Genomic DNA, 25,100 nt, shown 5'->3' on the forward strand with positions numbered 1-25,100 from the left:
TTTAGATCGTCAAGGAATTATTAATATTTGCTAAAGACATTTTTAGATGCAGATTTATATTCTCAGATTTGATGTGTTAAGATAATTCTAAATTGGAGCATACAGTAATGATCACGATAAAAGAGCTTGCCAAGTTATGTGAATGTTCAATAGCAACTGTAAATCGAGCCTTAAACGACAAACCTGATGTCAACAAAGTAACGAAAATGCGTGTAAAGAAACTTGCCGAAGAACTGGGATACAGGCCCCATTTGATGGCCCGTAGTCTTGCCACAGGCCGAACAAATATCATTGGATTGATTGTACTTGATATTCAGAATCCTTTTTTTGGTCAGCTTATCAATATTCTCAATAAAGAATTACTTTATAAGGGGTACTCTCTTCATCTTGGAATTATGGATGGCACTCCGGCGTCAGAATACCATGCATTAGAACAAATGGCCGGTATGAAAGTCGATGGTATTATCCACTTCCCCATGAATATAGGAGCTAAATACAAACAATTCCTCAATCGCCTACACATACCTCTTGTCCATTTATGTAACTTTCTGGACGATGATTTTCCCTTTGTGGGTGTGGAAGAAAAAAAGGCTACGATTGAAGCTGTAGAAACAATAAAATCAAAAGGATATGAAAAATTAATCTATGTAAGTCCCCCTCTACGCTACAGAGGAAGCCGAAATCTATACACAATTGAAGAACGACTTAAGGGCGTTGAAGAATCATCATCAGGGCTTAAAACTGAATACATTACCGAGAGAGATTTTATTCAGTCGACTTATGAAATTATTAAAGAACAGCCAAAAAGGACCTGCGTTTTGTGTTCCAATGATATTTTTGCATTGGATATTATGACCGATTTTAGAAACCGTGGTTTGATCTCTCCTAAGAATTACGGTTTAATGGGATTTGATAATATCTCCTTTCTGAGACATATTACCCCTCGACTATCAACTATCGCTTATCCTGTAGAATCTCTCGCCATGAAATCCATGGAAGTGCTTCTAGATTTAATCGAAGAGAAACCATCCCGCCGAATTATGATGAAAGCTCATCTGATTGATGGTGAAACCATATAAATTGAAAGCTTGTGTAATGCAGGTCCAATTTTCATTTATTATTTTAGTCTTCAAAAATAAAGATATCCGTTTCCGATTAAAGAAACATCGCATATTTACTTGACTCTTCTCCTTTAGTTTCATAATTTGAATTCTATTCTTTCAGGAAGGAGAAATCATATTTGAACACGATCATCATATATGTTATCACCGTGGTAGCCATCTTGATCTCTTTAATAAAAGATAGTAACAAAACTGTGAAAGCTCTCAAGAAAGCCATTATGTCTTTAGAAAAGATTCTTCCCCAGTTTCTAACGGTTATATTTTTGGTAGCCCTGGCCATTGCCTTTCTGGATCAGGAAAAGATTACTCAGCTATTAGGTGACAATTCAGGTATTTGGGGCATTTTAGCGGCCAGTATTGTCGGCAGCATTACCCTCATACCCGGCTTTGTCGCATTCCCTGCCGCTGCAGAGTTACTTGAAAATGGTGCTGCCTTTGCTCCCATTGCAGCATTTGTTTCCTCATTGATGATGGTTGGAATTGTCACTCTCCCCCTGGAAATATCCTATTTTGGAAAAAAAATATCCATCATAAGAAATTCTACAGCCTTTGTCTTTTCCATTATTGCAGCCTTTTTTGTTTCTTGGATGGTTTCCATATGAGAGGAGTTTTAAAACGATATCGATTTACGATTATCATGTTCATTCTGTTCCTCTTGATCATTATGCTTTTTCCTGGACACTCCGAAGCTGTCAAAGGATCTTTTTCGAACCAGATTCTTACCATGATTTCAATCATTCCGCCGGTCTTTATCCTTTTAGGGTTATTCGATGTTTGGGTTCCCCGGGAAACAATCATAAACATGCTTGGTGAACAATCGGGTATTAGAGGAGCTCTTTTAGCATTTTTCTTGGGATCGGCTGCGGCAGGACCACTTTATGGAGCCTTTCCTATAGCTTCGGTGATGATGAAAAAAGGCGCTAGCATATATAATGTGTTTATCTTCATAGGGGCATGGTCAACCACAAAGATTCCGATGTTTTTATTTGAATCCAATGCTCTGGGTTATAGATTCTCCGTATCTCGATTGTTGATAAGCATCATAGGCATCGTTTCTATCTCTTTTATTTTAAACAGAAGCACCAATACAAAAGAAAAACAGATTTTATACGAAAGATTTCAAACGTCCAATTCTTAGGAATTACACGGAAAGGTGCCAGAAGCAACAAGAGAGAAGATGGGCTGCATTATTGTTTTAAAATTATAATATGATCTGCCAGATATCCACATCATGGTATTGATTAAACTTAAAGCCGCTCTCTTTTAAAACACCGACTTTTGAAAAACTCCATTTTTTATGCAGACAGAGACTTGCTTCATTTGAGGATGTAATAAGAGAGATCAATGTATGCAAACCTATTGATTTTGCTTTATCCAATAGGGCTTCCATCATGGCATTACCTAAACCTCCACCTCTGAAAACCTTATTCACATAAAGGGTGAGCTCAGCAGTTCCATTGTAAGCGGGTTTAGGATTCCACATAGACAAGGATCCCCATGCGGCAACATGCCCATCAAGCTCTAATATGAGTATAGGATGATCTTTCCCATGTTCATCAAACCATTGATTTCTCTCACCTAAAGACTGCTCTTCAGTATGAAAGGTGGATACGGAATTCACGATTGCTTCATTATAAATATCCAAGATTTCTTTCACATCATTTTTTACTGCATCTCTTAGTATCATGAAAAATCCGACCTCTTGATTGTTAAAACAACCATATGAGAATTGATTACAATTGGCAATATGGAATCTGGGAATAATAATACACTCATGGATTTATCTCACGAAATAAAGAATATTAAGCCATAGAAGTCAGCCATTTTCAGCGCTGAAATATTATGTTATCCTTTGGCATGGATAAATTACCTTCCGAAATGTGGGCCATGGTCACCACCTCGCAAGGGGGATTTGAAAAACTTCAATACCGCCGGGTTCCCCTTCCTCAAATACAGGAAAATGAAGTACTAATACAGGTTTCGGCTGCAGGAATAAACAACACTGAGATCAATACCCGTCTTGGTTGGTATTCCGACAAGGTAAACAAGGGCACACAGCAACTGCAGGAAAAAGAAGAAGAGGAAGATAAACCAGATGGCGGATGGGGAAAGCCAACCCCTTTTCCATTGATTCAAGGGACCGACTGCTGCGGTCAAGTTATTGCCTGCGGGTCCGGGAAACTGGCCCATCTCCTAGGGCAACGGATACTGGTCCGCCCCTGTATGGCGAGTCAGTGCCAGAACAATTATACGCCCTGGTTCGGATCAGATATTGATGGATCTTTCGCCCAATTTACCGCAGTGCCTGCCACAGAAGTCTTTCCCGTCCATAGCGATTGGAGCGATATTGAACTGGCAAGTATCCCCTGTGCTTACGGTACAGCTGAGAATCTACTGACCCTTGCAGAACTCAAGAAGGATGAATCAATACTCATAACCGGGGCTTCTGGTGGCGTTGGCTCCGCGGCAGTTCAACTTGCAAAAATCAGAGGAGCCCAGATCTATGGTTTATGCGGACACACCAAGATGGATGACTTAAAAAAACTGGGAGCAACTCCTCTCAATAGATCAATCCCCTTAGACCAGCAAATCAAATCTATACAGATGGATACCGTGCTGGATATGGTTGGGGGAGAGAACTTCCCTCAATTATTCGAAACCATTAAGCGGGGAGGCCGCTATGTAAGCTCAGGGGCTATTGCCGGACCGATGGTATCCCTGGACCTGAGAAAACTCTATCTGAAGGATATCACCATGAAAGGCGGGACTGCCTGGCAGCCGGGTGTGTTTGAAAACCTGATCAGCTACATAGAGGAAGGAAAGATTCATCCTCTCATATGGAAAAGCATGCCCATGGATAAGATGGTTGAAGCTCAGAAGGAATTCCTCCAAAAAAAGCATTTTGGAAAGATGGTCCTCCTGCCAAATCCTCTCTAGCTCAATGATGGAATGAATATCCGTTAAAGGAGGATTATATCAGGTTACAGATACTATAAAGCGATGATCTCCTTTTGGCTTTTCAGGATGGAGAGAGCATGAAAAAGAGTCATTATCGCAGCGGACCAATTGATAAAAATGAGTCCTACCCAAACTCCCCTTTCGGCCATTCCCAGAATAAAACAAAGAATGGAAAAGACTAGAGCCGGTGCTGCAATTTGCCTGTAAATTCCCATCCACATTATCATGGCTGGTTTCTTTAACCCCTGGAGCAAGGCGTTGCTTTGAAAGAGTATGATATAGCTATAAAAAGTGAATCCCTGAAGCAGGAGATAATCATACCCCATGCGGATGACTGCCTCAGTCTCGGTAAAGAGGCTGATAATTTGTCTACCAAAAATCAAAACTGGTGGAAGGATCACAGCCATAACAACCAACCCACCCAACAATGATAATTTATAGGAACTGACGACCCGGTCCAATCTTTTGGCTCCATTATTTTGACCAACCATGGCCGCAAGGGCGACATTGAGCCCCACAGTTGGAACAAGAGCAATTTGCTCGACCCGTATGGCAGCACCATAGGCGGCCACTGCATTACTGCCAAAACGGGAAATAAACCAAGTAATAACAAAAGTTCCCAAACTCATGGTGAGGTAGTTCGCCGACGCCGGAACAGCCTGTTCAATGATCTCTACAGCATATTGTTTCTTTGGGATATAGTCTCTGAATCTTAGATTTTTCAGTCCTTCTCTGGATATCACTTTTCGAATCAGATATAAAAGGCCCAGAAATTGAATTAGAACGGTAGCCAGAGCAACACCAGCTTCGTTCATTCCAAAGGTGTACATAAAAAGAGGATCAAGTCCAATATTGATGATACAACCCGCGATAAGAACATTCCTATAACTAACGGTGTCTCCCCGGGATGCCAGAGCGGATGAAAAAATTGGAGCCTGATTTAAAATGGGCATGCCTATGACAATGATTCTCCCATAGGCAACAGCTCCCCTTAATACTTCACCATCTGCTTTGAGAAGCAGAAATATGGGTTCTAAAAAAGTGAGGAGAAGAAGGCTCCCAACCAGGGAAGAGAGAATGGAAAGAGTCAGTGACTGGCTGAGATATTTCCTTGATTTTATGACTTCATTGGATCCTAAAGCATTCGCGATGAGAGCTCCAGAAGCGGCAGAAAACCCAACCCCCAAAGACATGATGAGCATATAAAGAGGGAAATTCAAAGAGAGCGCGGCCAGGGAATTTGTAGAAAGCTGGCCTGCCCAGAAACTATCCACAATATTATACATTGTATTAAACAGAAAACCGACACTGGCAGGAATGGCCAAGCGTTTCAAATGCGGCAGTAGTGATCCCTTTGTCATATCCATTGTTTTTTGAATCATATAATATCCTTATACCAAAAATCTGATTTATCAATCTTCATTTATTTTTGTCAATTAAAAATGATCGATAAGATTATCCTTATACCTTATCCTGAAAAGAAATGACAGGATATATCTATGATCTGGGCAGCTCAATAGGGTTATGAGTCTATCTGACTTTTGATATAACTGGCACCCCATTCCTGAGTATGCCGGATGACCTCGACCAGACTCTTTCCTTCTGGACTTAAAGAGTATTCTACACGGGGAGGAACTTCATCGTAGGATTTACGGAAAATCAGACGATCCGACTCCAATTCTTTGAGCTGGGCACTCAAATATGCCTGGGTAATATGGGGTATTGACTGTTTTATGCGAGAAAACCTCATTGCCTCCTCCCTTAAAAGCCACACAATAACGATTTTCCACTTGCCCCTCACAACCCGCTGTGTCAAACATACGGGACACAAGGTCGCTTTGATTTTTTCGTCTACAGTGCAAACTTTACATTCCTCAATGTACTTATCGATTGACATGAAACTCCCATGGTATTATTATCATACTTAGTATTTTTAATAGCAGTATAACCTATTATCATACTCAAGATAAATCTATTTAAATAGTAATATAAAATATGCTCGAAAGGAACCAATTAAAAATGAAAATGGCAAAAGAAGTAATGACTCTACTCAATGACAAGGAAAGCACAAAGGTTTTAACATCCCTATCTGCAGATGGAATTCCTCATACAGTCGTGATTGGCAGCACAATGGCTCCACAATCGGACTTATTGTGCGCTGCTGAAGTCCTGATGCAGAAAACATCTTCAAACTTGAAAGAAAACAAACAGGTTTCGATCTTAACGGTCAAGGGTAAAGACTCCTATCAGGTAAAGGCTGTTGTTAAAGAATACCTTCAGGATGGTCCATTGTTTGCCAAGGTGAAGCAGGAATTAGCCAATAAAGGAATGCCCTGTAAGGGGATTTGGACTTTTGAACCTACCGAAGCCTATGATCAGAGTGCAGGTCCTAATGCCGGTCAGCAAATCGTTTGAGAGGGTAAAACGTCAGTTGGAAAAATAAAAAGACCTTTCTGCACTGTTGCCTTTCTCATCGACAATACTCACCCTGTGCCGGCCTGATCCGGCCATGATTCCCATCTGGTGATCATACCTGGTAAATCCAATATAATCATCGTCCAGATGCCAGTACAGGAGGCTCTGACTATCCCTCAGAACTGCTTCAAAGATAACCTCGCCCCTTTCACCCCCCAAGAGTCTAGGTGTCTTAATTTCAATTCCATCCGCGGGGGGATATAAGAAAGAGAGACCCCTACTCCCTTCTTCTTTCCCCTTGAAAGGAGGAAGAGGTTTGTAGTGGTTATGAATCCGTCTGTAATAAAACTCCTGAACCGGAGGAAGAACAAACCAGGATTGGTGATGCATCTCACGAATTGGGGTGGTACGGCTATCGACTCTGTATAGCTCCTCCTGATCCAGATGGACAAGTTGATGAAAGGGGCAGTTTATCGTGCTGACACCTTTAAGTGGAATCAAGCGATCCTCAGAAGGACAATAAGGACCTGCTTTATACCCGCTCACAGTGCAGATCTTTTCAAGATGCATTCCCTCCAGAGGTCGATCAAACCAGTCAGAAGTTGCCGAAGATTCTTCTGGAAGCTGACGGACCAGATCGAAGAGAAGAGGTGCCGCCGCTTTCAGACCATTGATTCCCGGCCGGCCTTCTCCATCAGCATTTCCGACCCAAACACCCAGAGCGTACTGGGGAGTCACCCCAATAGCCCAGGCATCCCGCCCGCCCATACTGGTTCCTGTTTTCCAGGCCACATCTCTGTTATTCTGAAAATACTCCCATGAGGCTTCCGGTCTTACGAGATTTTTCATGGCTTCAAAGGTAAACCACAAAGAGGCTGCATCGGGAGAAAGGCTCTTCCGATGCACTGTATTCTCATCAGGATCATATCGCAAGTCAAAAAATGGCGCTTCATCATCAGGATTCTTGAGCCTTCTTCCCAAACCGGCAAAGAGAGAGGTCAGTTCCCACAGAGAAGATTCAGCACCGCCTAGAATCAAAGCAAGCCCGTAATGATCGGCGTCCTCGGGAAGAGACAGTCCTAGGACCTGTAGTTCTCCATGAAAACGCTGATAGTTATACTCCTGAAGGAGATGAACAAAGGGGACATTCAAGGAACGGATCAGGGCCTGAGAGGCAGGAACGGCTCCATCAAAGCTGCGGTGAAAATTTTCAGGCGAGTAAGCCCCCAGAAAGACCGGTGTATCTTTGATCAACTGATCCGGAAGAATCAGTCCGTTTTGTAAGCTCAGAGCATAGAGAAGAGGCTTGAGAAGACTGCCCGTACTCCTTGGGGCAGTAATGATGTCCACAGAATGACCGTGTATACCGCTGCCATCATCGGGACTGTTTCCGGCATAAGCCAGAACATCTCCGCTCTCCAGATCGGCGATTAAAACTGCAGCATTGTGAATACCCCGAATTTTATGGCTTTTGCTATGGCGGGCCAGCTCTTTATTCACCATCTCTTGAAGAGACGAATCCAGGGTGCTCTTTTGCAACGTGCCGGCTCCTTTCTCTAATAGGACTCTCTGCAAAAGATGAGAGGCTAAAGAAGGCAGAGGCAAGGGTTCCTCAGGCAGGGGCTCTTCTATTGAGAGAGACAGGCTCATCTCATCCAATGTTCCTTCGGCTGCTAGGAGTTTCAGCAGATTGTTTCTTTTATCAAGCAGAAGCTCTCTATTTTTGCCTGGATGCATCAGGGATGGAGCATTGGGAAGAACTGCCAGAAGAGCCGATTCTGCCCAGGAAAGCTCCTCTGGATTTCTATTCCAGTAACGCCACGCAGCGGCAGAAAGTCCAACAGTATTCCCTCCAAAGGGAGCATTAGAGGCATAATAAAGCAAAATATCTTCTTTGCTGTTAACAAGTTCAAGTTTGAGAGCCTGAAGGGCTTCGAGAACCTTAACCCTAATTGTACGGGGCCTCCCGGGATGTGCCAGTCGAATGACCTGCATGGAAATGGTACTAGCCCCGGTGAGGATCTCACCCGCTTTAAGATTGATATACAGGGAACGCAAAACTGCAGGAAGATCCACCCCGGGATGAAGATAAAACCGTTTATCTTCAAAACGGATCATGCATATTTTATACTTTTCAGGAATCTGCGTTTCCCGGGGAAAGCGCCATTGTTCGTCTTGGGCAATCCGGCCTCCCAGAAGCCTCCCCTCCCGGTCCATGAGAACCGTAGATCGGGGAGTATCAAAGAGGGGCCGGGGAAGTGGAATCAGAATAATCAGTAAAAAGACCCCCAAAACAACTAATGCTGTAAATTTTAGGGGCTTAGGAATCCTGAATTTCACCGGACCTCGACAGTCCGACCGGCTTTTACCGCAGAAACGGAATCATCATACATGGCACTGCAACGTACAGAAGGCTGATAGTATTGTCCCCGGTAGGAAGCATTTAGAAGAATACTGAAAACCTTAGTCTCTCCCCTTGCCAGATCAAAATAGGTATAAATCCTGTCATCTCTTATATCCTGGTATTCAAACTGTCCCCGATCTGATTCTTGAGAAGCAAACAGCCGGGGATTGATGATCTCCCATCCCGCAGGTAAAATTTGTTCCAGTGCCAGATTCTCCCTCTCAGGCTGTCCGGGGGGATTAGCCACTCGAATCTCCATTATAAAATCTGTTCCGGAGCTTATCGATTGAGAATTAAATGACTCTCCGCTGTTTTTGGGTCTGTAGTTCACACGAAGATCCAGATTTGATTGCTCATCCTGATCTTCCCCCCGCAAGGGTGTCCCCTTTGCCACAAGATTTGCATACAGCAGAGCGTCCCCTTTGTTTTCGAGAGTGAGTTTTCCATCCTGAGCTGGCAGATCTACAAAGGAATACCGTGAATCCGCGGTCACATCATTTCCAGACCCGGAATCGATCCTCCAGGAGAAAACAGGCCGCTCTGATCCGGCATCCTCTCCCAGCCAACGACTGATGCTCAACAGAGTGTAAGCCGTAGTCTGGGTGCTCATCCACTCATTCGAGGCCAGTTTTGCAGCGAGGGATTGGAACAACTCCTCCCCGGCTTGCCTGCTGTTCATCAAAGCCAAAGCTTCCAGCACCAAAGCCTGATCCCTTTGAACCGTACCATAGCTGTCTACTTCAAAACTACTGCTGATCTGAGTAGAAAATCCTTTCGTCAAATCCCTGGCAGCATCCTCTCGTCCCGCCAGAACATAAGCGGCTGCCAGCTTCCACCTAGCGGCAACAGTGAGGGCATCTGAATCCTTGAGCCGATTCATACCTGCCATATCTGCTTTTCCTGCCAGAGCAAGGGTATACAACCTATAGGCTTGGTTCAGGGAGCTCTCTCTCCCTCCCGGACGCCACAAATTGGCCGCTGTCTTTTGATAGGAAAGAGAATCGGAAATCATATCCGATGGAACATGATACCCCGCTTTTTGGGCCTCCAATAAGAAGTGTATGGCGTAACTGGTTCCCCAGGGACTGGCGTGGAGAGAGCCTGACCAATAGGAAAAAGAGCCCTCTTTCAACTGAAAGCGCTGCAACATTTCAATACCATCCCGGAGATTCTTTTCCAGGTCTGAATACCGGGATTCAGAGAGCTCTGCCAGTTGAGGCAAATAGAGCTGGGGAAACACGGATGAGACGGTCTGTTCGACACATCCATGAGGATATGAGATGAGATAATCCAGTCTTTTCTCCAGATTGATCGGAGGCAGAGAGGAGACTTCGAGGATCTGGGAGAACTGATTTTCCAGACCAAAGGTTTGGAGGGGTAGACTCAGCTCGCGTCCCGGTTCTAAAACGAGAGAAGTCACTCTAGTTGTTGGAGGATTTGAGGGTCGGATATTAAACTCGATGAACTGTTCCGCTTTGAGGTCCTCCATCTCTGCGGTAAAACGAACCCGGACGGCTCCCATTTCTCCCTTAGATTTAGCTTTAAAATAAACATAGTCATCAGAAGGTCCCTCAAAAAATAGATCCTGACTGCTTTCTTCCAGAATCTCCAGCGGACCGCTTGCTGTAACACCGACTGTAACAACTCCGCCTCCCTCCTTAAGAGAGAAAACATTGACTGGCAGCAGAATTTCTTCATCCGGTCCCAGGACTCGAGGGAGTGTCCCCAAGACCATCAAATCACTACGGACGGGGACTGTTTTTTCTGTATGTCCATACGCAGTCCCTGCCGCTGCAACAGCCATGATCCTGACTGACCCCACATAGAGGGGCATCTCAAACTGATGAACTCCCTTCTCACCAGCCTCCAGCTGAAATGGACCGAAATAGCGAACAACAGGTTCAAACCGGCTTGCTTTTTGAGGAGGTTCAGGATCGGCCCCTTCACCACCTCCCAGGGATAAAAGAGTTCCGAAACTGCCGGTTCTGGCGGCAATGATATCGTCGAAGATATCCCAAGTTTTGACGCCCAGAGTCTCTTTCGCATAGAAGGTGGACCAAGGGTCAGGTGTCTTAAAATTCGTCAAGTCAAGAAGGCCATCATCCACGATAGCCAGAGTATAGGCCATGGGCCGGCCCTGTTTTTCAGAAACAGTAATAGAGACTTGTTCCCGAGGTTCAAATACGGAGGCCGTCTTCAGGATCGGTTCCAAGCGCGTAGCCGGATCACTCACAGAAAGGGGTATGATCCCGTACATCCTGATGGGCAGATCATTAGTACTGCCAAGATAGGGCTGGACATAACTGGCATGTACATAAACAGTGGGAGCCATAGAGGGTTCAATTGGAAATTCAACTGTTGTCTGTCCCTCTAGCGAGGCGACCCACCAGGAATTGAGAACTCCCGTAGCATCTTCCAGACTGATCAAAATCCGTCCGCCCTCCTCACTGGGAATCGTGAGGATGGCCTGCTCTCCTGTTGTATATTCCTTCTTATCTGCAAAGAAACTCAACCGGGATATGCCATTGCCTCTTTGGGGAGATCCGGCCCATCCGGGCCAGTCTACATAGATGATCTTACCGGTGGAATGACCCGAAATGGGATCAATGACACGAATGAGGTAGCGTCCCCATTCTGGATAATCAACCCTGAAAGACCAGCTTCCTTTCCCATCCTTCAGAGTCAACTTTTCCCGGTCAATAGCCTGCCGGTAATGACTGGAGACAAAATGAGCCAGATCCTCTTCGGAACGATCCCACCACCATTTCCAGTCCAACTTATACATTTCAACTTCAAGGTTTGTACGCTCCGACAAGCTACCATCTCGATTCAAACTGACAATCTCAATTTCATGATCTTCATCAGTCAGTAGCATTCCACGCTTCTGATCACCAGAGGGAGGTCTAATTCCGACATAACTCTCATAGGGAGACAGGGACAAAACATGACGTGTAACACTGAAGTCACCCCCTTCCTCAAAGACTTTGGTCTGAAGATCTATATTTACAAAACCGGGGCTCTTATCTTCAAAGGGAATAGGCAGACGTATCTGAGTCCGCCCCTGGTCGTCAATCTGCCCGGAAAAGACGGTTTCTGCAGAAGAGTAAAATGACTTTCCAGGATCATCAAACTCAAAAGAAGAGTATCCGTCAAAACTGGTTTTTGCTGAACTGAGAACCATATCAGTTTCAGTCTTCATATTTCTGGCCACGGCTCCATGGAGCCATCGAACCTCCATGGGAATCAGGGTCAGTTCGGACACAAGAGGTTCTGCAGGACTGTTCAGAGTGATCTTCAACCTGTTGGGTTTCACAGTCTCGATTCTGACTGTCTTCGAGAAAATACTCCCTCCGACTGTGACACGAGCCGTCCAGAATCCCGTAGGCGCCTCATCATCAGTTTGAACTTGAAAGAGATACATTCCAGCTGTGGAATCCGTAGAAATCATTTTTTCCACTCTTCTGCCTTCAGGATCAAGCAGTTCAAAAACAACAGGATGACTCTCTGGGAGTTTGTGAAACTCATCTTGGAGGATGAATCCCATGGAGATCTCATCCCCGGGACGCCAAACACCCCGCTCTCCATAAAGGAAACCCTTGAGCCCTTCCCGGACATCTCCTCCTTCGATTTCAAAATCGCTGACAGACAAAGAGGAGCCGTCATCTACCCTCATCCAACTGCTCATCCCATCCCGGGAAGCCTGAAGTACAAAGGGAACACCCTGTGGCTTCAGATAGAGATAGCCCGCGGAATCGCTTTGTCCCCGGGCTATTTCCTGCTGCTGAAAATCATAAAGAACGACATCCGCACCGGATACGGGTCCGGCACTGTTCAAATCAGTCACATAAACAGTCATACCGCTGACATCGGACATTTTCGCGATGACCCCCAGGCTGGAGGAGAGAAAACTGACTTCATCAGTTCTTCTGGCATAATATGTGTTGGAGCAGGGATTATCCCGGTTTTTCCAGTCAGAATAATAATAATTGTCCCACATACTATTGTAGGAGGGACCTGTCCATTGGGACTTATTCAGGGGTAGATCGTCCTGTTCACTATGTTCATCCTCACAGGGATAAAGAGATTGCGACCGCCTGAAGGATAAGCGGATCTGATAGAGAGCCCCCGGCTCGGGCGAGACCCAGGGCGTAAGATCAAGCTCAAAAGTATTTTTAATATTCAGGTTTTGGACGCCTCGCCCTTCAAGACTAACAGTTCGGAAAGCAACAGGTTTTCCCACCCGGTTCATATTCCACTTACCTTTCAGATCTCTGTTATTCTGAAGAAATTGAACCATATTGTTTTCATAAACTCTGATGATTTCAATATCGACGGCCTTGAGGGACACCGCCTCCAAGGGAATGAGAAAACGTTCTCCCGAGGGAAGAAGTCCACCATCGGTGAGGAATTCAGCCATAGGCTTTTCTTGAGATCCAGGAATCTTAAACTGAATATCCTGTTTTAAGGTGGTTCCCTTCACATCTCTCAATGAGGGGCTGACATTGAGTTCTTTATCGTTGATGTTGAGCCTTTCATAAAAAACAATGATACGATTATCCTGGATTTTGAGGCTGTGAATCTCCTGGGTTCCAATCCTCACAAGCCCTGAAGTTTCCTGCTGCGGATCAAGAGGCATAGAAAAATGTAGTTCCAGGGACTGTACTGAAGAATTGGATTTCTTCCAACTCATAAATCGGAAGGTATTCAAGGGCGGAACTTCAACTCTTTCTTCCCCTTTCCGGTCGACTCCGATACTTTTTCCCGACCATGGAATTTTAAAAATAGAGGATTCCTGACTCCGGCTGATTCCGGCAATTGAAAAATTATGATTCTCCCGATTGTGATCCCAGCTGACAGCCAGACCCTTTCCATCTAAGGAGAGGATCTGTTCTATAGCATCATTGTCGGTCGTATCCGCCGTATTGATCCGGCCGTAAACAGTCAGAGTTTCAGAGTCAACGGGATCGACCCTGTCTATAAAGACTTCCAGATCCTGCACAATTGTTGAGAAAGAGAAACGAAACTCACTCTTATCATCGGGTACATCTATAATCTGATTTAGATTGAGACGAACTGTATAGAATTGGCTGCTCTTCAAGGTTTCTTCAGGTTGAAACAGGAGAGTCCTGTCTTCAGATAAGGTTGTAAGCCCTTTCACTGCCGGCTCGAACTGGAAGAGATCCTGTAGTTGATTCTCAGATAGATCGACCACAGGGGGTGTTGCCAGAATCACTTGAACCGAGCTTTCACGGCTGAGGATTCCTGCAGAATATGAAGAGATGAGTCCTGTAAAGTCGGCTGGATTGGAGAATGTGATTTCCTCACCGGGAAGATCTGCAACTTTTGAAAGATTCTTATTTTCGCTACAGGAGAAAAGTGTGAGGGCTGTGAGCAGGATTAATAGTTCTTTTTTCATTCGTTTTTCCTCGGGAAGGATCTCTTGCTTCGAATTTCCGGAGTTATGACTCCTTGTTTTTCCCTATTTTGACTTTCATGGCTTTTCCATGAATAAGCGACTTGTTTAATTTCTTGATGGCTAGAAGAGCCTCATCTTCATTGGGCATCTCGACAAATCCAAAGCCCTTTGATTTTCCTGTTACCTTATCCATGATAATCGTCGTGGATGTGACTGTTCCAAAGGGCGTAAAGAGCCCTGTAAGTTCAGCTTCATTCGCCTGTCTAGAAAGATCTGTTATCTGTATATTCATATCAACCAATCTAACAGATTTTACTGATATATGATATGTTGGAATTAAAAATTTAAGCTCCACATTTGTCCCAGTCTTTTTCAGTCGTATCTCCATCTTTTATACCTAGGCTAAACTGTATGAATCGATTATTATTACAGGATAAATAAACTTTTAGCAGGGTCTTTTGAATTACAATATTAAACAAATATTTATTATACAAGTAATTATTTTCGTCCTCTCCATTATATTAGTCGCCGTAGGAAGCATTACGTTCTTTTCTGTTCAACAGGTAGAATCTAGGGTTATTACCGATTTTCATCACGACCTTGAGATAGCTACGGCACAATTCAACTACAAATGCAGCATGTCCCGGGAAAACATCCATGCCATTTCCAGCCGTTCCATGATCAGAAATGAACTTTACAAATGGCACAAAATGGAAATTACATTAGACGAGGTAAAAGAATTTTCCCAATCTAAATATGTAGATGGTGCCTCCGTATATGCAAATTTGATCTATGCCTATAGAAAAGATTTACAAGACAATATCATTGCCAAATATGAGAACGAACCGATCCCGAAACATATACCTGAATATGATAAATTTTATTTTGATGAAGACGGATACTATCTTATCCTTAGAAGTGAAATCCTTTCAAATTCGGAACTCATAGGATATGATACAGCAGCCTTTAGAATAGGAAATTTCACAAGAGGAAAATCAGAACTATTTCAAACGACAAGGATACAGGATTTTCCCGAACGAAACGATTCAATCAGAAACTATTCTGTGACTCTACCCATCGGAGAGAATGGATGCTATGTCTATGCGAAATTGAACCAGCAGTATTTAAAATCTGAAATTATCAATAGAATCATCAGCATCCTGATTCACTCTCTTTTAATTATCCTGGTTGTAATTGTTGTGTCATACCTGACTATTTTGAAACTGACCTACAGACTCGTCCAAGAACTTACAGACTCATCATTAATTGATCCACTAACAAACCTGGCAAATAGAAAAGCACTCTGGGAAAGTACGGCCGAGACTTTGAGTAAATCTTCACGATACAGATTTACCTTTGCACTCCTTTATATAGATATAGACGGCTTTAAACCCGTCAATGATACCTATGGACATGCAACAGGCGATCAAATACTCAAAATGATTAGTTTAAGATTACTGGATACGGTAAGAACATCAGATACTGTTTTCAGGATAGGCGGGGATGAATTCGTCGTACTCATATCGCAAATTGAGAAGAACAGCCACGCCTGTTTGATCGCAGAGAAGATCCATAAGTCTCTTTCAGACTCTTATGAAATTGATGCTTTAAAAATCAAAATTGGCGCGAGTATCGGCATTTCCATATCAAACCCGGATAAGATTGAAACTGTTGATAGATTGATATCTATGGCCGATTCTGCAATGTATGAAGTCAAAAACTCGGGGAAAAATAATTACAAGATTTATTCAGAATAGGTTTGAGAAGACTTGAAACTCTATCAACACGATGACATCTCCACACCCCTTCGTTTGACCGCCTCGAGACCGTTGTCAATCAAACAATGAGTTCCATCTTCCTCCTCATCCGTGCATCATGGTACTCGTCGATATCCTTCAGACATTGGGTCTGTTTTTCACTGTCAAACCCCGCAAAAAGGTTGTCATCTGTCATATGAGCCACACCACAACCCTTCTTGGTCTGCATAATAATGACAGAAGGTATATCCGCAGCATGGGCAGCTTCAATAGCTGTGGCTAACTGGTACATGTCATTTCCATCCTCAACATCAATGACATGAAAACCGAAAGCGCTCCATTTATCAGCCAGTGGTTCAATTCCCATGGCTTCTTCTGTACAGCCGTCCAGCATACTGTGGTTCCTGTCAATAATGGGAATGACATTGGATAGATTGTAATGGGAGATAGCCATAGCCGCTTCCCAGTTAGAACCTTCATTGCTTTCTCCATCCCCAAGTAGGCAATAGGTCCTGAAGTTCTGTTCTCTCAGCCAGGCCGATAAGGCCAACCCAAAAGCAAGGGGAAGTCCATGGCCCAGAGATCCTGTAGAAGCGTCCAATCCTGGAACTTTATTCTTGTCCAGATACATACCCAACTGACTATGTGTATGATTAAAAGTTTCCAGCCAATGAAGAGGAAAGTAACCCTTATCCGCCAGGACAGGAGCAAAACCGACACCAATATGCCCCTTGCTCAAAATGAAACGATCCCGGTCTTCCCAATCCGGTATGGAGACATCAATATTCATATATTTATAGTAAAGGATGGTCAGCAGATCAATGGCGGACAGAGATCCGCCGATATGACTGCTTCCAGCCCAGACAACGGTTTTGATAATCAATTTCCTCAAGTCCCGGGCTTTCTGCTCAAGCATCAGAAATTCTTCTCTTTCTAAAGGCATCTGTTTCTCCTTTCTTCTGATTTTCAAAAAGGCATCACCGACAATATTAATGGTGTCCCTGAAATCTTCATCCGTCAAGGAACAATTGATAAAGTGATTATGATGGCTGGTAAAGAACACTCCCCGGCGGACACATTCTGAAAGGGTTTTACTGCTGCTTCATCAGAAAATCGGCATTGGAGGTTTGTAAAGATTTTTTGAGCCCTGAGAAGTCTGAATCCTCACAGTCCTAGACGGGGGATACGCTCTATTAGAAGAGGCTCTTATTGAAATAGCGGAAATGGAAGGCGATCTTTTCACAGGGATTGAGACCATGTTTGGAATCAGTCTTGCCGATGAAGAGGATTTCCTGATCAAGGGAATCATGGAGTTTATCAGAAACGGACTGACAGATTCGTACTCCTAGTATGTCATCAACTTTTAGTGATCTGAATACTCATTGAATATATCCTCAAAAGTATCCAGAGATCTTTTAAAGGCCGAGAGGATCTGAGGATCAAAATGATCGGGGGTGGTCCGACCATCCCCTTTACATATGATCTCAACGGTTTTCCCATGGTCAAATGCAGGCTTATAGGGTCTTTTACTGCGCAGTGCATCATATTGATCAGAAATATTCATGATTCTGGCTGTAAGGGGAATCTCATCTCCCAAAAGCCCCTGGGGATACCCTTTTCCATCCCAGCGTTCATGGTGTGAGGCCGCAATATCAACGGCCATTTCCAAATAGGGTGAATCTGAACCTCTGAGTATTTCCGCTCCGATCGCGGCATGCGTTTTCATAACAGCCCACTCTTCTTCGGTAAAGGAACCTGGCTTGAGAAGGATCGCATCGGGGATGGCCACCTTTCCAATATCATGCATGGGAGAGGCGTAAAAAATAAGATCACAAAAGTTGCTGTCCATCCCCAGTTCCCTGGAGAGTTCTCTCGTATAGTAACTTATTCGCTTGATATGCTCCCCGGTTTCCTCATCTTTAAACTCGGAAGCCAGCATCAGACGATGCACAGTATCAATGTAGCCGATTCTCAACTGACTGGTTTGCTCTGAGACAAGTTCTTCCAGGTGTTCCTGATAGAGATGCAACTTCATTTGATTCCTAACACGGGAAACAACAATGGGAGGATTAAATGGTTTTGTTATATAGTCAGCGGCCCCCAGATCCAGGCCCATCTGTTCATCCGCTGTTCCATCTTTTGTCGTAATAAAGATGACAGGAATATTCTTGCTGTGTTCCGAATTCTTGAGCTGCCTAAAAACTTCGTACCCATCCATATCTGGCATCATAATATCCAGAAGAATAAGATCGGGAAGGTTCTCTTTATCAATAGACTCTAAAGCATCTCTTCCACTTGTGGCTATTATGATTCTATATTCACCCTTTAAGAGATCATTAAGAATTTTGATATTTGATGGCGTGTCATCCACGATCAGAATTGTATGCTTTGTCATCTTTTTATGTTTTTTAACCTCTCATATTTTAGGATTTTAATTCTCATAGATTTTTTTCAATGCTTCCAGGGCCCCGTAAAAATCCAAAGACTCCATCTTTCTCTCCAGAACCTTTGTCGCCGGACCATTCACCTGTAAGAGCAGATTTTTTATACTTTCGAACTTTTCAAGTGCTTCCATGTCTTTCTCATCAAGCAGGGTTATGAGAGCCTGAATCTCCTGTTGAAGCTCTATGCTATCAATGGAGCTGACATTGGGAATCTCAGCCTGCTGATCCGGAAAATCAGGTAGTTTACTCTCAATGTCTGAAAGGATTGCACTGAGTAACTTATCCGTCTTTTCCAGAACCTCCAGGACCTCATCTTTTTCGGCTACTATGGCATCCACCAGGTTCTTACTGAGTTCCTGCAGTTCTTCTGCGCCTATATTTCCGGATACGCCCTGTAGTGTATGAGCATATCGATGAGCTTCCGTCAGATTCCCCGAATCCAGTAAGGATGAGACCTCCTGATAAAAATTCTTATTTCCCTGCAGAAAATCCTTTAAAAGACTCATATAAAGAGACTTATTTCCTGCTATATGACTCAAACCGATGGAAATATTAATCCCGGTAATCAGTTGCGGAAATCCGGGAGGATCATCCATTTTAACTTTATGGACAAGATCAGGTTCACTTTCACCGGCCTGAAGCCATCTGGCTAAAATAGAGTATAGTTTATCTGGATCAATTGGTTTTGAGATATAATCGTTTATTCCGGTTTTTAAAAATTCATCCCGGTCCCCTGTCATGGCTCGGGCGGTCATGGCGACAATAGGAATGTCTTTTTGAGGGGTCTCTAATTGCCGGATCATTTGCGTAGCTTCGAGTCCATCCATAACCGGCATTTGAATGTCCATAAGAACAAGATCAAAATGATTTTCCACGACTAAATCGAAGGCCTCTTTACCATCATTGGCAATTGTGAGATTAACTTCAGTGTAGTTGAGTAGTTCACTGGCTACCTGCTGATTGATTGTATTGTCCTCTACTAGAAGTATCGATGAATGGTGGTATTTTGGGACCAGACCCGGGTTGAATTCATTAGACCGGCTTCTCTTATCAATGGAATCCAGATGCCCGAAGACATTCATGATTCCATTGAACAACTGTGAGGATGTCAGTGGTTTCTGGAGGATAGCGGTCATGTCTCTCTGTGATGCAAAATTTTCAGCTTCCTCCATTTCCGGGAGAGTGGCCATGACTAAGAGGGGTGGATGAGATGCATGCATGTTGGCCAATGAACAAAAGTCTTTTGACAAGAAAGAAAAATCCACAATACAAAGCTCAAAAGGATTCTGGTCCTGGATAGCCTGCTCCAGGCTCTTTTTTGAGCATTCAAAACTGGAACAATGTTTGACCTGGAATGAAAGATTCCTCAATTGTTTTTCCAGAATTGCAGAGGTTTTTGCTTTCTTTGCGATCAAAAGCACCCTCAAGCCTCTCAAATCCAGAGGCAGCATGGGTAAAAGATCCTCATGATCCTGATTTTGATAATCCAGGGTCAGGGTAAAGGAGAATCGAGCTCCCTTTCCAGGCTGGCTTGAGACCTGAATCTCTCCCCCCATGAGTTCTACCAGTTGCTTACAGATGGAAAGACCCAGTCCGGTGCCGCCATATTTCCGGGTTGTCGAGGTATCGGCCTGACTGAATTTCTGAAACAGTCTGTTGATCTGATCTTCACTCATGCCAATGCCTGTATCCGATACAGAAAACTCCAAAATCAGAGAGTCGGAATACTTTTGGACAACTTGTATCGTGATTTCAATCTCACCCTGTTCGGTAAATTTAACAGCATTATTTAATAAATTGATGAGGATCTGATTAATTCTAACAGGATCTCCTATGAGTCTAGAAGGAATATCCATATCCATATCGATAATGAGTTCCAGCCCTTTTTCTTCTATTTTCGATGAATTGAGAACAATGACATCCTCTAAGATATCAGACAAACAGAGGGGAACTTTTTCAATTGTTAACTTTCCTGCTTCAATTTTTGAGAAATCCAGAATGTCATTGATGATCCACAAGAGTGATTTTGAGGAACTTTGGATTTTTTCAATATAATCACTTTGTCTGGGGGTCAATTCTGTTTGTAGGGCCAAATGTGTCATACCGATGATTGCATTCATGGGGGTGCGGATTTCATGGCTCATATTTGCCAGGAATTCGCTTTTTGCGATAGAAGCCTCTTCTGCCAGTTTCTTGGCATGAATCAATTCCAGTTCAATATTTTTTCTTTGAGAAATATCTGTTTCAATGGCTATGTATTTTCGGAGAATATTCTGATCATCAAAAACCGGCTCGATATACAATTCCAGCCAATAGGGATGGTTGTCCTTAGAATAATTGATAATCTCTTCTTTAATGGGTTTCTGATGTTCCAGGGCCTTATGTATCCTTAGAACAGTTTCAGCATCGGTATCTTCTCCCTGGAGGACTCTACCCGGGACCTTCCCGATCATTTCGCTCAGACAATACCCTGTGATCATTTCAAATCCATGATTGATCCACTCCACCCGACCTTTGGCATTGGTAATAACAACTCCGCTAGAGGTCTTTTCTGCTACAAGTGCCAGTTTTTTTGCCTCAGCATCAACTTTTATAAAGTCTGAAATATCCCGCCACTCCGCTATGAGATACAAGACCATATCGGCTTCATCCATTATCGGTTTCAGAGAAAAATCGATGTACTTTGTTTCTCCTCCCTGTGCAGAATATTCCAAATTCAAACGGATAAAGTGTCCTTCAGAAGATGCCTCTATGGCCTCTTTGATGCGACCGGCAATCGTTTCAGATTGATTCCAGAGGGACGTTGTCCACATCGGTAAACCCAAAACATCCTTTTCATCTTGTATCGTTTTGAGACAGGTCTCATTTACCTGTAACACAGTCCCATGTGGATCCATAAGCACCATGAACTGAAAACTCTGATTGAAAATTCCTCTGAATTTTCTTTCGTTCTGTTTGAGATCCCTGGAAATTTTATTCAGTTCGGTGATGTTAATTCCATAAATATAGACATGACTCCCGGTAGGATCTCTTTTATATGTAAAAAGATATGTCTCATTCCCGATGGTCCACTCTTCCTGGAGAATACTATTTTCATCATGGCTCTCAGGAGTCAGAAACCTGGGTTTCTGAACTGTAAAGCTTTCTGAGATGTCAGTCCACAAAGAACCCAGAGGATCAAATCCCAGGATTTGGGTAAAAACATAGTTGGAAAGAGATATTTTCCCTTCAAAATCAAGCTGAACCACCGGACCTGGGTTAAACTCGGGAAAGAGGGCCATCTGACTTGTCGTATGTAAAGCCGTAGCAATCCTGGATCTATAGCGATTTATAACAATAAAGATTAAAACGAGAAGAAAGCTGAGTCCACACCAGAGCAAGATCAGGGTAATAGAAAATGTCCTCAATTCCTTGAGAAGAATATGATCAAGCGCCTCTTTTTCTATATGGGAAACAAGAAAATACGGTTGGTCTCCCTGACGGTCGACACTTATATTCTTAGAGAGGTCAAAGGAACTCAGAATATCTTTTGTTTCCTTTTCCAGATTCAACTTATGAAAAATAAAGAGACTATCTTCATGTGCAACAGAACCGAAATCTTTTTCACTAAATTTTTCAAAAACTCCCGGAAAAAAAGTTTGAAACGTTTTGTGTGACCGTTCCTGAAATAGGGAGCCCCACTCATCTTCGCTTTGAAAGCCCTTCACAAAATATCCGGAATGATCGATAAGGAGCATGTTCGAAAGGCCTTGTTGTGACACAGAATCCATTTCATCAAAGATCCGCTTCCCAAAATAATTTAGAATAACAATGCCTGCGGGGTCTGTCTGTAAAAAGTTTTGCTTATTAAATATGGGAGCCGCAATTCTGATAACTGGATTATACGGCTCTTCGATCTTTCCATACTCCACATTGAGATCCATGGGAGAAATACGGATTTCACCATCTTGGAGCTGGATCGATTTTTTAAAATAGGTACTTTTAGATTTATCTTGCAGGTCTTCAGGACGGCGTACTTGTGGTTGCCCATTATTATAGTCAACACGAATGATTTCCTGTCCCCGAGAATCTATAATCCGGGCCTGATTGTAGTATTCCTGAAAAATGAGAAGATCCATCAGCTGTCTTTCCACTGCGACTCTCGATTCAGGGTCTTCAGCTGTGAGGCTAGTTAGGACGTCATCTGAGTCCGAGAGAGTTACAATCTCCTTTAAGACCAGTCTAAAATCTCTCAAAACAACCCTGTGAACAACACTGATATTGGTTTCCTCTCTTACGAGGATCTTGCGTTTTTCCTGAGTATATTGAAGGTTAAAAAACCAAATGAACAGAACAGAGACAACAATGATCAGAGGGAGGGCCATCAGGATTCCATTTACAACAATACGAAATTTTGATGAAGTCATTGAAAATGGTGACAACCTTAGTATTTTCGGTGAAATTCTCATATTTTTATTCTTTGCATAACAATCCTATTCTTAGATTTATCATAAGACATTAACAGGTAAAGTGACAGTAACTGTAGTGCCCTTCCCATGTTCCGATTGAAACAGGATCTCTCCTTGATGATTCTTAATGATTCCATGAGCCGCAGGGAGTCCCATTCCAAAGCCATAGATTTCTGGTTTCGTCGTGAAAAATGGCTCTAGAATTTTCTCCTGTACTTCTTTTTTCATACCGATCCCATCATCAGAAATGCTTATCCGGATCAGTCTGCTCTGCGTGTCTGTCCCCTCGATATTCCGGGTTTCAATAGTCACCTGTCCTGAGGTCTTTTTCATATTGATCGCATCAACTGCATTTTGCAGTATACTTACCAGTGCATTGTAGATTTGGTGAGAGTCCCCCATGACCAAACAGTTCTCTGCCATGAAATTTTTGCAAAACTCAATGCTGCTTAACTCCAAAAGATTTGAAGATGTGATCAGTTCATCGATCATAGAGTGAATATCAATAGAATCATGTAGGACCTTACCCTGCTGGGCAAAACTCTGTAGTTTATTTACCATGACAGATGATTTTTTTGCATTTTTCACAATGACTTTTGCATAATTCTCAATATGAGAGTCTGGATTCTTCAGCAAGATCAAGTCGGCATATCCTAGGATACCTGTCAATTGATTATTGAAGTCATGGGCAATTCCTCCTGCCAATCGCCCGAGTTCTTCCATTCTACTCATTTCGTGAAATCTTCTTTGAACCTGAATTTCATTTGTCATATCACGAAAGACAAGGATGGATCCGATGAGCTCCCCCGAAGGTAATTGAATGGGTGATTGGGTACACGAAATATCAACTTCCAGATGATTCTTGAAACATAGGAGCAATCCTCTTGGAATACTTCGAAGGGAAGTACATTCCAGAAGATCAATATCCAGAACGTCTCTTTTTTCCCTATGAATTTCTTTGATTTGAAAGAGATCAGAAAAGCGGCTCCCCACAACTCCTTCAGATTCAATCTTCATAATATGAATGGCAGCTTGATTGATCTGACTGATAGTCCCCGAGGAGTCAATGGAAATAACGGCGTCACCAATCGAATGCAAGGTTGTATGGATCTGCTCCTTGGCCGTCTCCAACTCAGAAATCTTATCATTGAGATTCCTAGTCAAAACCCTCAATTCCTTTGTTTTTTTAACGACACTCTTTTTGAGACTGAAGGACCATGCAAACCATATGAGAAATAGAAGACTCAGGGGGAATAAAGTCCATAAAATGATTCTCACCACATCAGAGCGCAAAATAGGAGAGTCATATCCATCCAGCCATCTGGATCGAATTTCACTGTATTCACCCGACTCCTTAAGGCGATTCAACCCCTCAGAAAATATCCGGACAAGTTCTTTATTTTCACTGAGTGAACCATAATAACAATCTTGAGAAAGGAGTGGAATTCCTGAATTCTTAACATTTCGATAGCCGTTTTCATGGATGATAGACAGGGCGGGAACTGTGGGAGCCAAAACATAATCGCCAGTTCCTTTATTCAGAAGTTTCAATGCCTCATCCAATAATGGAGTGGTGATAAGAAAGCGATAACCCTGATCTTCGGCGTATTCATGCATAATACTATTTTCAACGACAATACAGATTCCCTCTGGCAGTCTCCCGGAATGCAGAAGATTCGGTGAATCCTTCTTCTGGAAGACGCTGTGGTGGATCATGGTATGTGGCTGAGAAAATGAGATTGTCTCAACCCGATCATCTGAGAAAAAGAGCCCTTGAATCAGATCGAGATCACCAGAGAGGAGTCCCTGATAGGTCTCCGGCCATGAGTTTAATATGATTTCAACATCCAGATTCATAACCCTGGCAATTGCAGTTGTCAAATCAACATGATACCCCGATGGACGTCCATCTTGATCCAGAAACTCATAGGGAGGAAAATTTTTGCCTCCCCCCACTCGAATTGTCGCTGTTGAGATTTTCAAAGAGTCATTGTTGGAACAAGGACTGGACGAATCAAGATCCGAAGCTTCCGAAGACGATTCCGATCCAGACTCATCCCATGAACTGGACTCAACTGGGATGAGACAAATAAAAAGTAAAAGAACCAGTACGGGTAAAAATTTTTTATACATATTT

Annotated in this window: 17 protein-coding genes; 7 read left to right on the forward strand and 10 right to left on the reverse strand. The window is 43.2% G+C overall.

What is annotated here, in order from left to right; translation table 11 throughout:
• Positions 1-107: 107 nt before the first annotated feature.
• The 3 genes from EXM22_RS10015 to EXM22_RS10025 all read left to right on the forward strand — a co-directional run bounded on the left by EXM22_RS10015 (position 108) and on the right by EXM22_RS10025 (position 2,259).
• Complete coding sequence (locus tag EXM22_RS10015; RefSeq protein ID WP_149486388.1) at positions 108-1,079, forward strand: LacI family DNA-binding transcriptional regulator; 972 nt, start codon at positions 108-110, stop codon at positions 1,077-1,079.
• Positions 1,080-1,240: 161 nt separating this feature from the next.
• Positions 1,241-1,723: a permease gene (locus EXM22_RS10020; RefSeq protein WP_168203444.1), complete on the forward strand. Its 483-nt coding sequence runs from the start codon at positions 1,241-1,243 to the stop codon at positions 1,721-1,723.
• On the forward strand, positions 1,720-2,259 hold the full coding sequence (locus tag EXM22_RS10025) for a permease (protein ID WP_149486389.1): 540 nt from the start codon (positions 1,720-1,722) through the stop codon (positions 2,257-2,259). Before EXM22_RS10020 ends, EXM22_RS10025 begins: the two co-directional genes overlap by 4 nt.
• A 63-nt stretch (positions 2,260-2,322) precedes the next feature.
• Here EXM22_RS10025 and EXM22_RS10030 read toward each other — a convergent pair whose 3' ends face one another.
• A complete protein-coding gene (locus EXM22_RS10030) occupies positions 2,323-2,808 on the reverse strand; it encodes a GNAT family N-acetyltransferase (RefSeq protein WP_149486390.1) in 486 nt (161 codons plus the stop codon).
• 170 nt (positions 2,809-2,978) lie between these two features.
• On the opposite strand from EXM22_RS10030, the gene EXM22_RS10035 reads away from it, so the two are divergent.
• Positions 2,979-4,058 carry a zinc-binding dehydrogenase gene (locus EXM22_RS10035; RefSeq protein ID WP_246157003.1) on the forward strand — a complete coding sequence of 360 codons (1,080 nt, stop codon included), beginning with the start codon at positions 2,979-2,981 and terminating at the stop codon, positions 4,056-4,058.
• A 53-nt stretch (positions 4,059-4,111) separates the two neighbouring features.
• Here EXM22_RS10035 and EXM22_RS10040 read toward each other — a convergent pair whose 3' ends face one another.
• The gene (locus tag EXM22_RS10040) at positions 4,112-5,461 is read right to left on the reverse strand and encodes an MATE family efflux transporter (RefSeq protein ID WP_149486391.1); all 1,350 of its coding nucleotides are present in this window, start codon (positions 5,459-5,461) and stop codon (positions 4,112-4,114) included.
• 140 nt (positions 5,462-5,601) lie between these two features.
• Positions 5,602-5,976, reverse strand: a complete 375-nt coding sequence (locus EXM22_RS18515; RefSeq protein ID WP_149486392.1) for a winged helix-turn-helix transcriptional regulator — start codon at positions 5,974-5,976, stop codon at positions 5,602-5,604.
• Between the two features lie 122 nt (positions 5,977-6,098).
• On the opposite strand from EXM22_RS18515, the gene EXM22_RS10050 reads away from it, so the two are divergent.
• Complete coding sequence (locus tag EXM22_RS10050; RefSeq protein WP_168203445.1) at positions 6,099-6,494, forward strand: pyridoxamine 5'-phosphate oxidase family protein; 396 nt, start codon at positions 6,099-6,101, stop codon at positions 6,492-6,494.
• 12 nt (positions 6,495-6,506) lie between these two features.
• Here the strand turns inward: EXM22_RS10050 and pbpC are convergent, their stop codons facing one another.
• The 3 genes from pbpC to EXM22_RS10065 are packed head-to-tail and all read right to left on the reverse strand — an operon-like array spanning position 6,507 to position 14,606.
• Positions 6,507-8,834 (reverse strand): penicillin-binding protein 1C, encoded by a 2,328-nt coding sequence (gene pbpC / locus EXM22_RS10055; RefSeq protein ID WP_149486394.1) that lies wholly within the window; start codon positions 8,832-8,834, stop codon positions 6,507-6,509.
• The gene (locus EXM22_RS10060) at positions 8,831-14,314 is read right to left on the reverse strand and encodes an alpha-2-macroglobulin family protein (RefSeq protein WP_149486395.1); all 5,484 of its coding nucleotides are present in this window, start codon (positions 14,312-14,314) and stop codon (positions 8,831-8,833) included. The genes pbpC and EXM22_RS10060 overlap by 4 nt, the downstream gene beginning before the upstream one ends.
• Before the next feature lie 43 nt (positions 14,315-14,357).
• On the reverse strand, positions 14,358-14,606 hold the full coding sequence (locus tag EXM22_RS10065) for an RNA recognition motif domain-containing protein (RefSeq protein ID WP_149486396.1): 249 nt from the start codon (positions 14,604-14,606) through the stop codon (positions 14,358-14,360).
• A gap of 166 nt (positions 14,607-14,772) precedes the next feature.
• Here EXM22_RS10065 and EXM22_RS10070 point away from each other — a divergent pair, with 166 nt between their 5' ends.
• Positions 14,773-16,071 carry a GGDEF domain-containing protein gene (locus EXM22_RS10070; RefSeq protein ID WP_149486397.1) on the forward strand — a complete coding sequence of 433 codons (1,299 nt, stop codon included), beginning with the start codon at positions 14,773-14,775 and terminating at the stop codon, positions 16,069-16,071.
• Between the two features lie 79 nt (positions 16,072-16,150).
• On the opposite strand, the gene EXM22_RS10075 is transcribed toward EXM22_RS10070, so the two are convergent.
• Positions 16,151-17,014 (reverse strand): transketolase, encoded by an 864-nt coding sequence (locus EXM22_RS10075; protein WP_149486398.1) that lies wholly within the window; start codon positions 17,012-17,014, stop codon positions 16,151-16,153.
• Positions 17,015-17,294: 280 nt separating this feature from the next.
• Here EXM22_RS10075 and EXM22_RS18520 point away from each other — a divergent pair, with 280 nt between their 5' ends.
• Complete coding sequence (locus EXM22_RS18520) at positions 17,295-17,420, forward strand: hypothetical protein (protein ID WP_281289871.1); 126 nt, start codon at positions 17,295-17,297, stop codon at positions 17,418-17,420.
• A 14-nt stretch (positions 17,421-17,434) separates the two neighbouring features.
• Here the strand turns inward: EXM22_RS18520 and EXM22_RS10080 are convergent, their stop codons facing one another.
• From EXM22_RS10080 to EXM22_RS10090, 3 genes are all read right to left on the reverse strand, one after another.
• On the reverse strand, positions 17,435-18,466 hold the full coding sequence (locus tag EXM22_RS10080; RefSeq protein WP_149486399.1) for a response regulator: 1,032 nt from the start codon (positions 18,464-18,466) through the stop codon (positions 17,435-17,437).
• Between the two features lie 36 nt (positions 18,467-18,502).
• Positions 18,503-22,921 carry an ATP-binding protein gene (locus EXM22_RS10085; RefSeq protein ID WP_168203446.1) on the reverse strand — a complete coding sequence of 1,473 codons (4,419 nt, stop codon included), beginning with the start codon at positions 22,919-22,921 and terminating at the stop codon, positions 18,503-18,505.
• 81 nt (positions 22,922-23,002) lie between these two features.
• On the reverse strand, positions 23,003-25,096 hold the full coding sequence (locus EXM22_RS10090) for a transporter substrate-binding domain-containing protein (protein WP_149486401.1): 2,094 nt from the start codon (positions 25,094-25,096) through the stop codon (positions 23,003-23,005).
• Positions 25,097-25,100 lie beyond the last annotated feature (4 nt).

Origin of the sequence: Oceanispirochaeta crateris (assembly GCF_008329965.1) — a bacterium.
Lineage (GTDB): Bacteria > Spirochaetota > Spirochaetia > DSM-2461 > DSM-2461 > Oceanispirochaeta > Oceanispirochaeta crateris.

Bases quoted from the DNA above. Each gene is read 5' to 3' on its own strand.
- EXM22_RS10015 (WP_149486388.1), top strand. From the start codon at position 108: ATGATCACGATAAAAGAGCTTGCCAAGTTATGTGAATGTTCAATAGCA.
- EXM22_RS10025 (WP_149486389.1), top strand. From the start codon at position 1,720: ATGAGAGGAGTTTTAAAACGATATCGATTTACGATTATCATGTTCATT.
- EXM22_RS10030 (WP_149486390.1), bottom strand. From the start codon at position 2,808: ATGATACTAAGAGATGCAGTAAAAAATGATGTGAAAGAAATCTTGGAT.
- EXM22_RS10035 (WP_246157003.1), top strand. From the start codon at position 2,979: ATGGATAAATTACCTTCCGAAATGTGGGCCATGGTCACCACCTCGCAA.
- EXM22_RS10040 (WP_149486391.1), bottom strand. From the start codon at position 5,461: ATGATTCAAAAAACAATGGATATGACAAAGGGATCACTACTGCCGCAT.
- EXM22_RS18515 (WP_149486392.1), bottom strand. From the start codon at position 5,976: ATGTCAATCGATAAGTACATTGAGGAATGTAAAGTTTGCACTGTAGAC.
- EXM22_RS10050 (WP_168203445.1), top strand. From the start codon at position 6,099: ATGAAAATGGCAAAAGAAGTAATGACTCTACTCAATGACAAGGAAAGC.
- EXM22_RS10060 (WP_149486395.1), bottom strand. From the start codon at position 14,314: ATGAAAAAAGAACTATTAATCCTGCTCACAGCCCTCACACTTTTCTCC.
- EXM22_RS10065 (WP_149486396.1), bottom strand. From the start codon at position 14,606: ATGAATATACAGATAACAGATCTTTCTAGACAGGCGAATGAAGCTGAA.
- EXM22_RS10075 (WP_149486398.1), bottom strand. From the start codon at position 17,014: ATGCCTTTAGAAAGAGAAGAATTTCTGATGCTTGAGCAGAAAGCCCGG.
- EXM22_RS18520 (WP_281289871.1), top strand. From the start codon at position 17,295: ATGGAAGGCGATCTTTTCACAGGGATTGAGACCATGTTTGGAATCAGT.
- EXM22_RS10080 (WP_149486399.1), bottom strand. From the start codon at position 18,466: ATGACAAAGCATACAATTCTGATCGTGGATGACACGCCATCAAATATC.
- EXM22_RS10085 (WP_168203446.1), bottom strand. From the start codon at position 22,921: ATGACTTCATCAAAATTTCGTATTGTTGTAAATGGAATCCTGATGGCC.
- EXM22_RS10090 (WP_149486401.1), bottom strand. From the start codon at position 25,096: ATGTATAAAAAATTTTTACCCGTACTGGTTCTTTTACTTTTTATTTGT.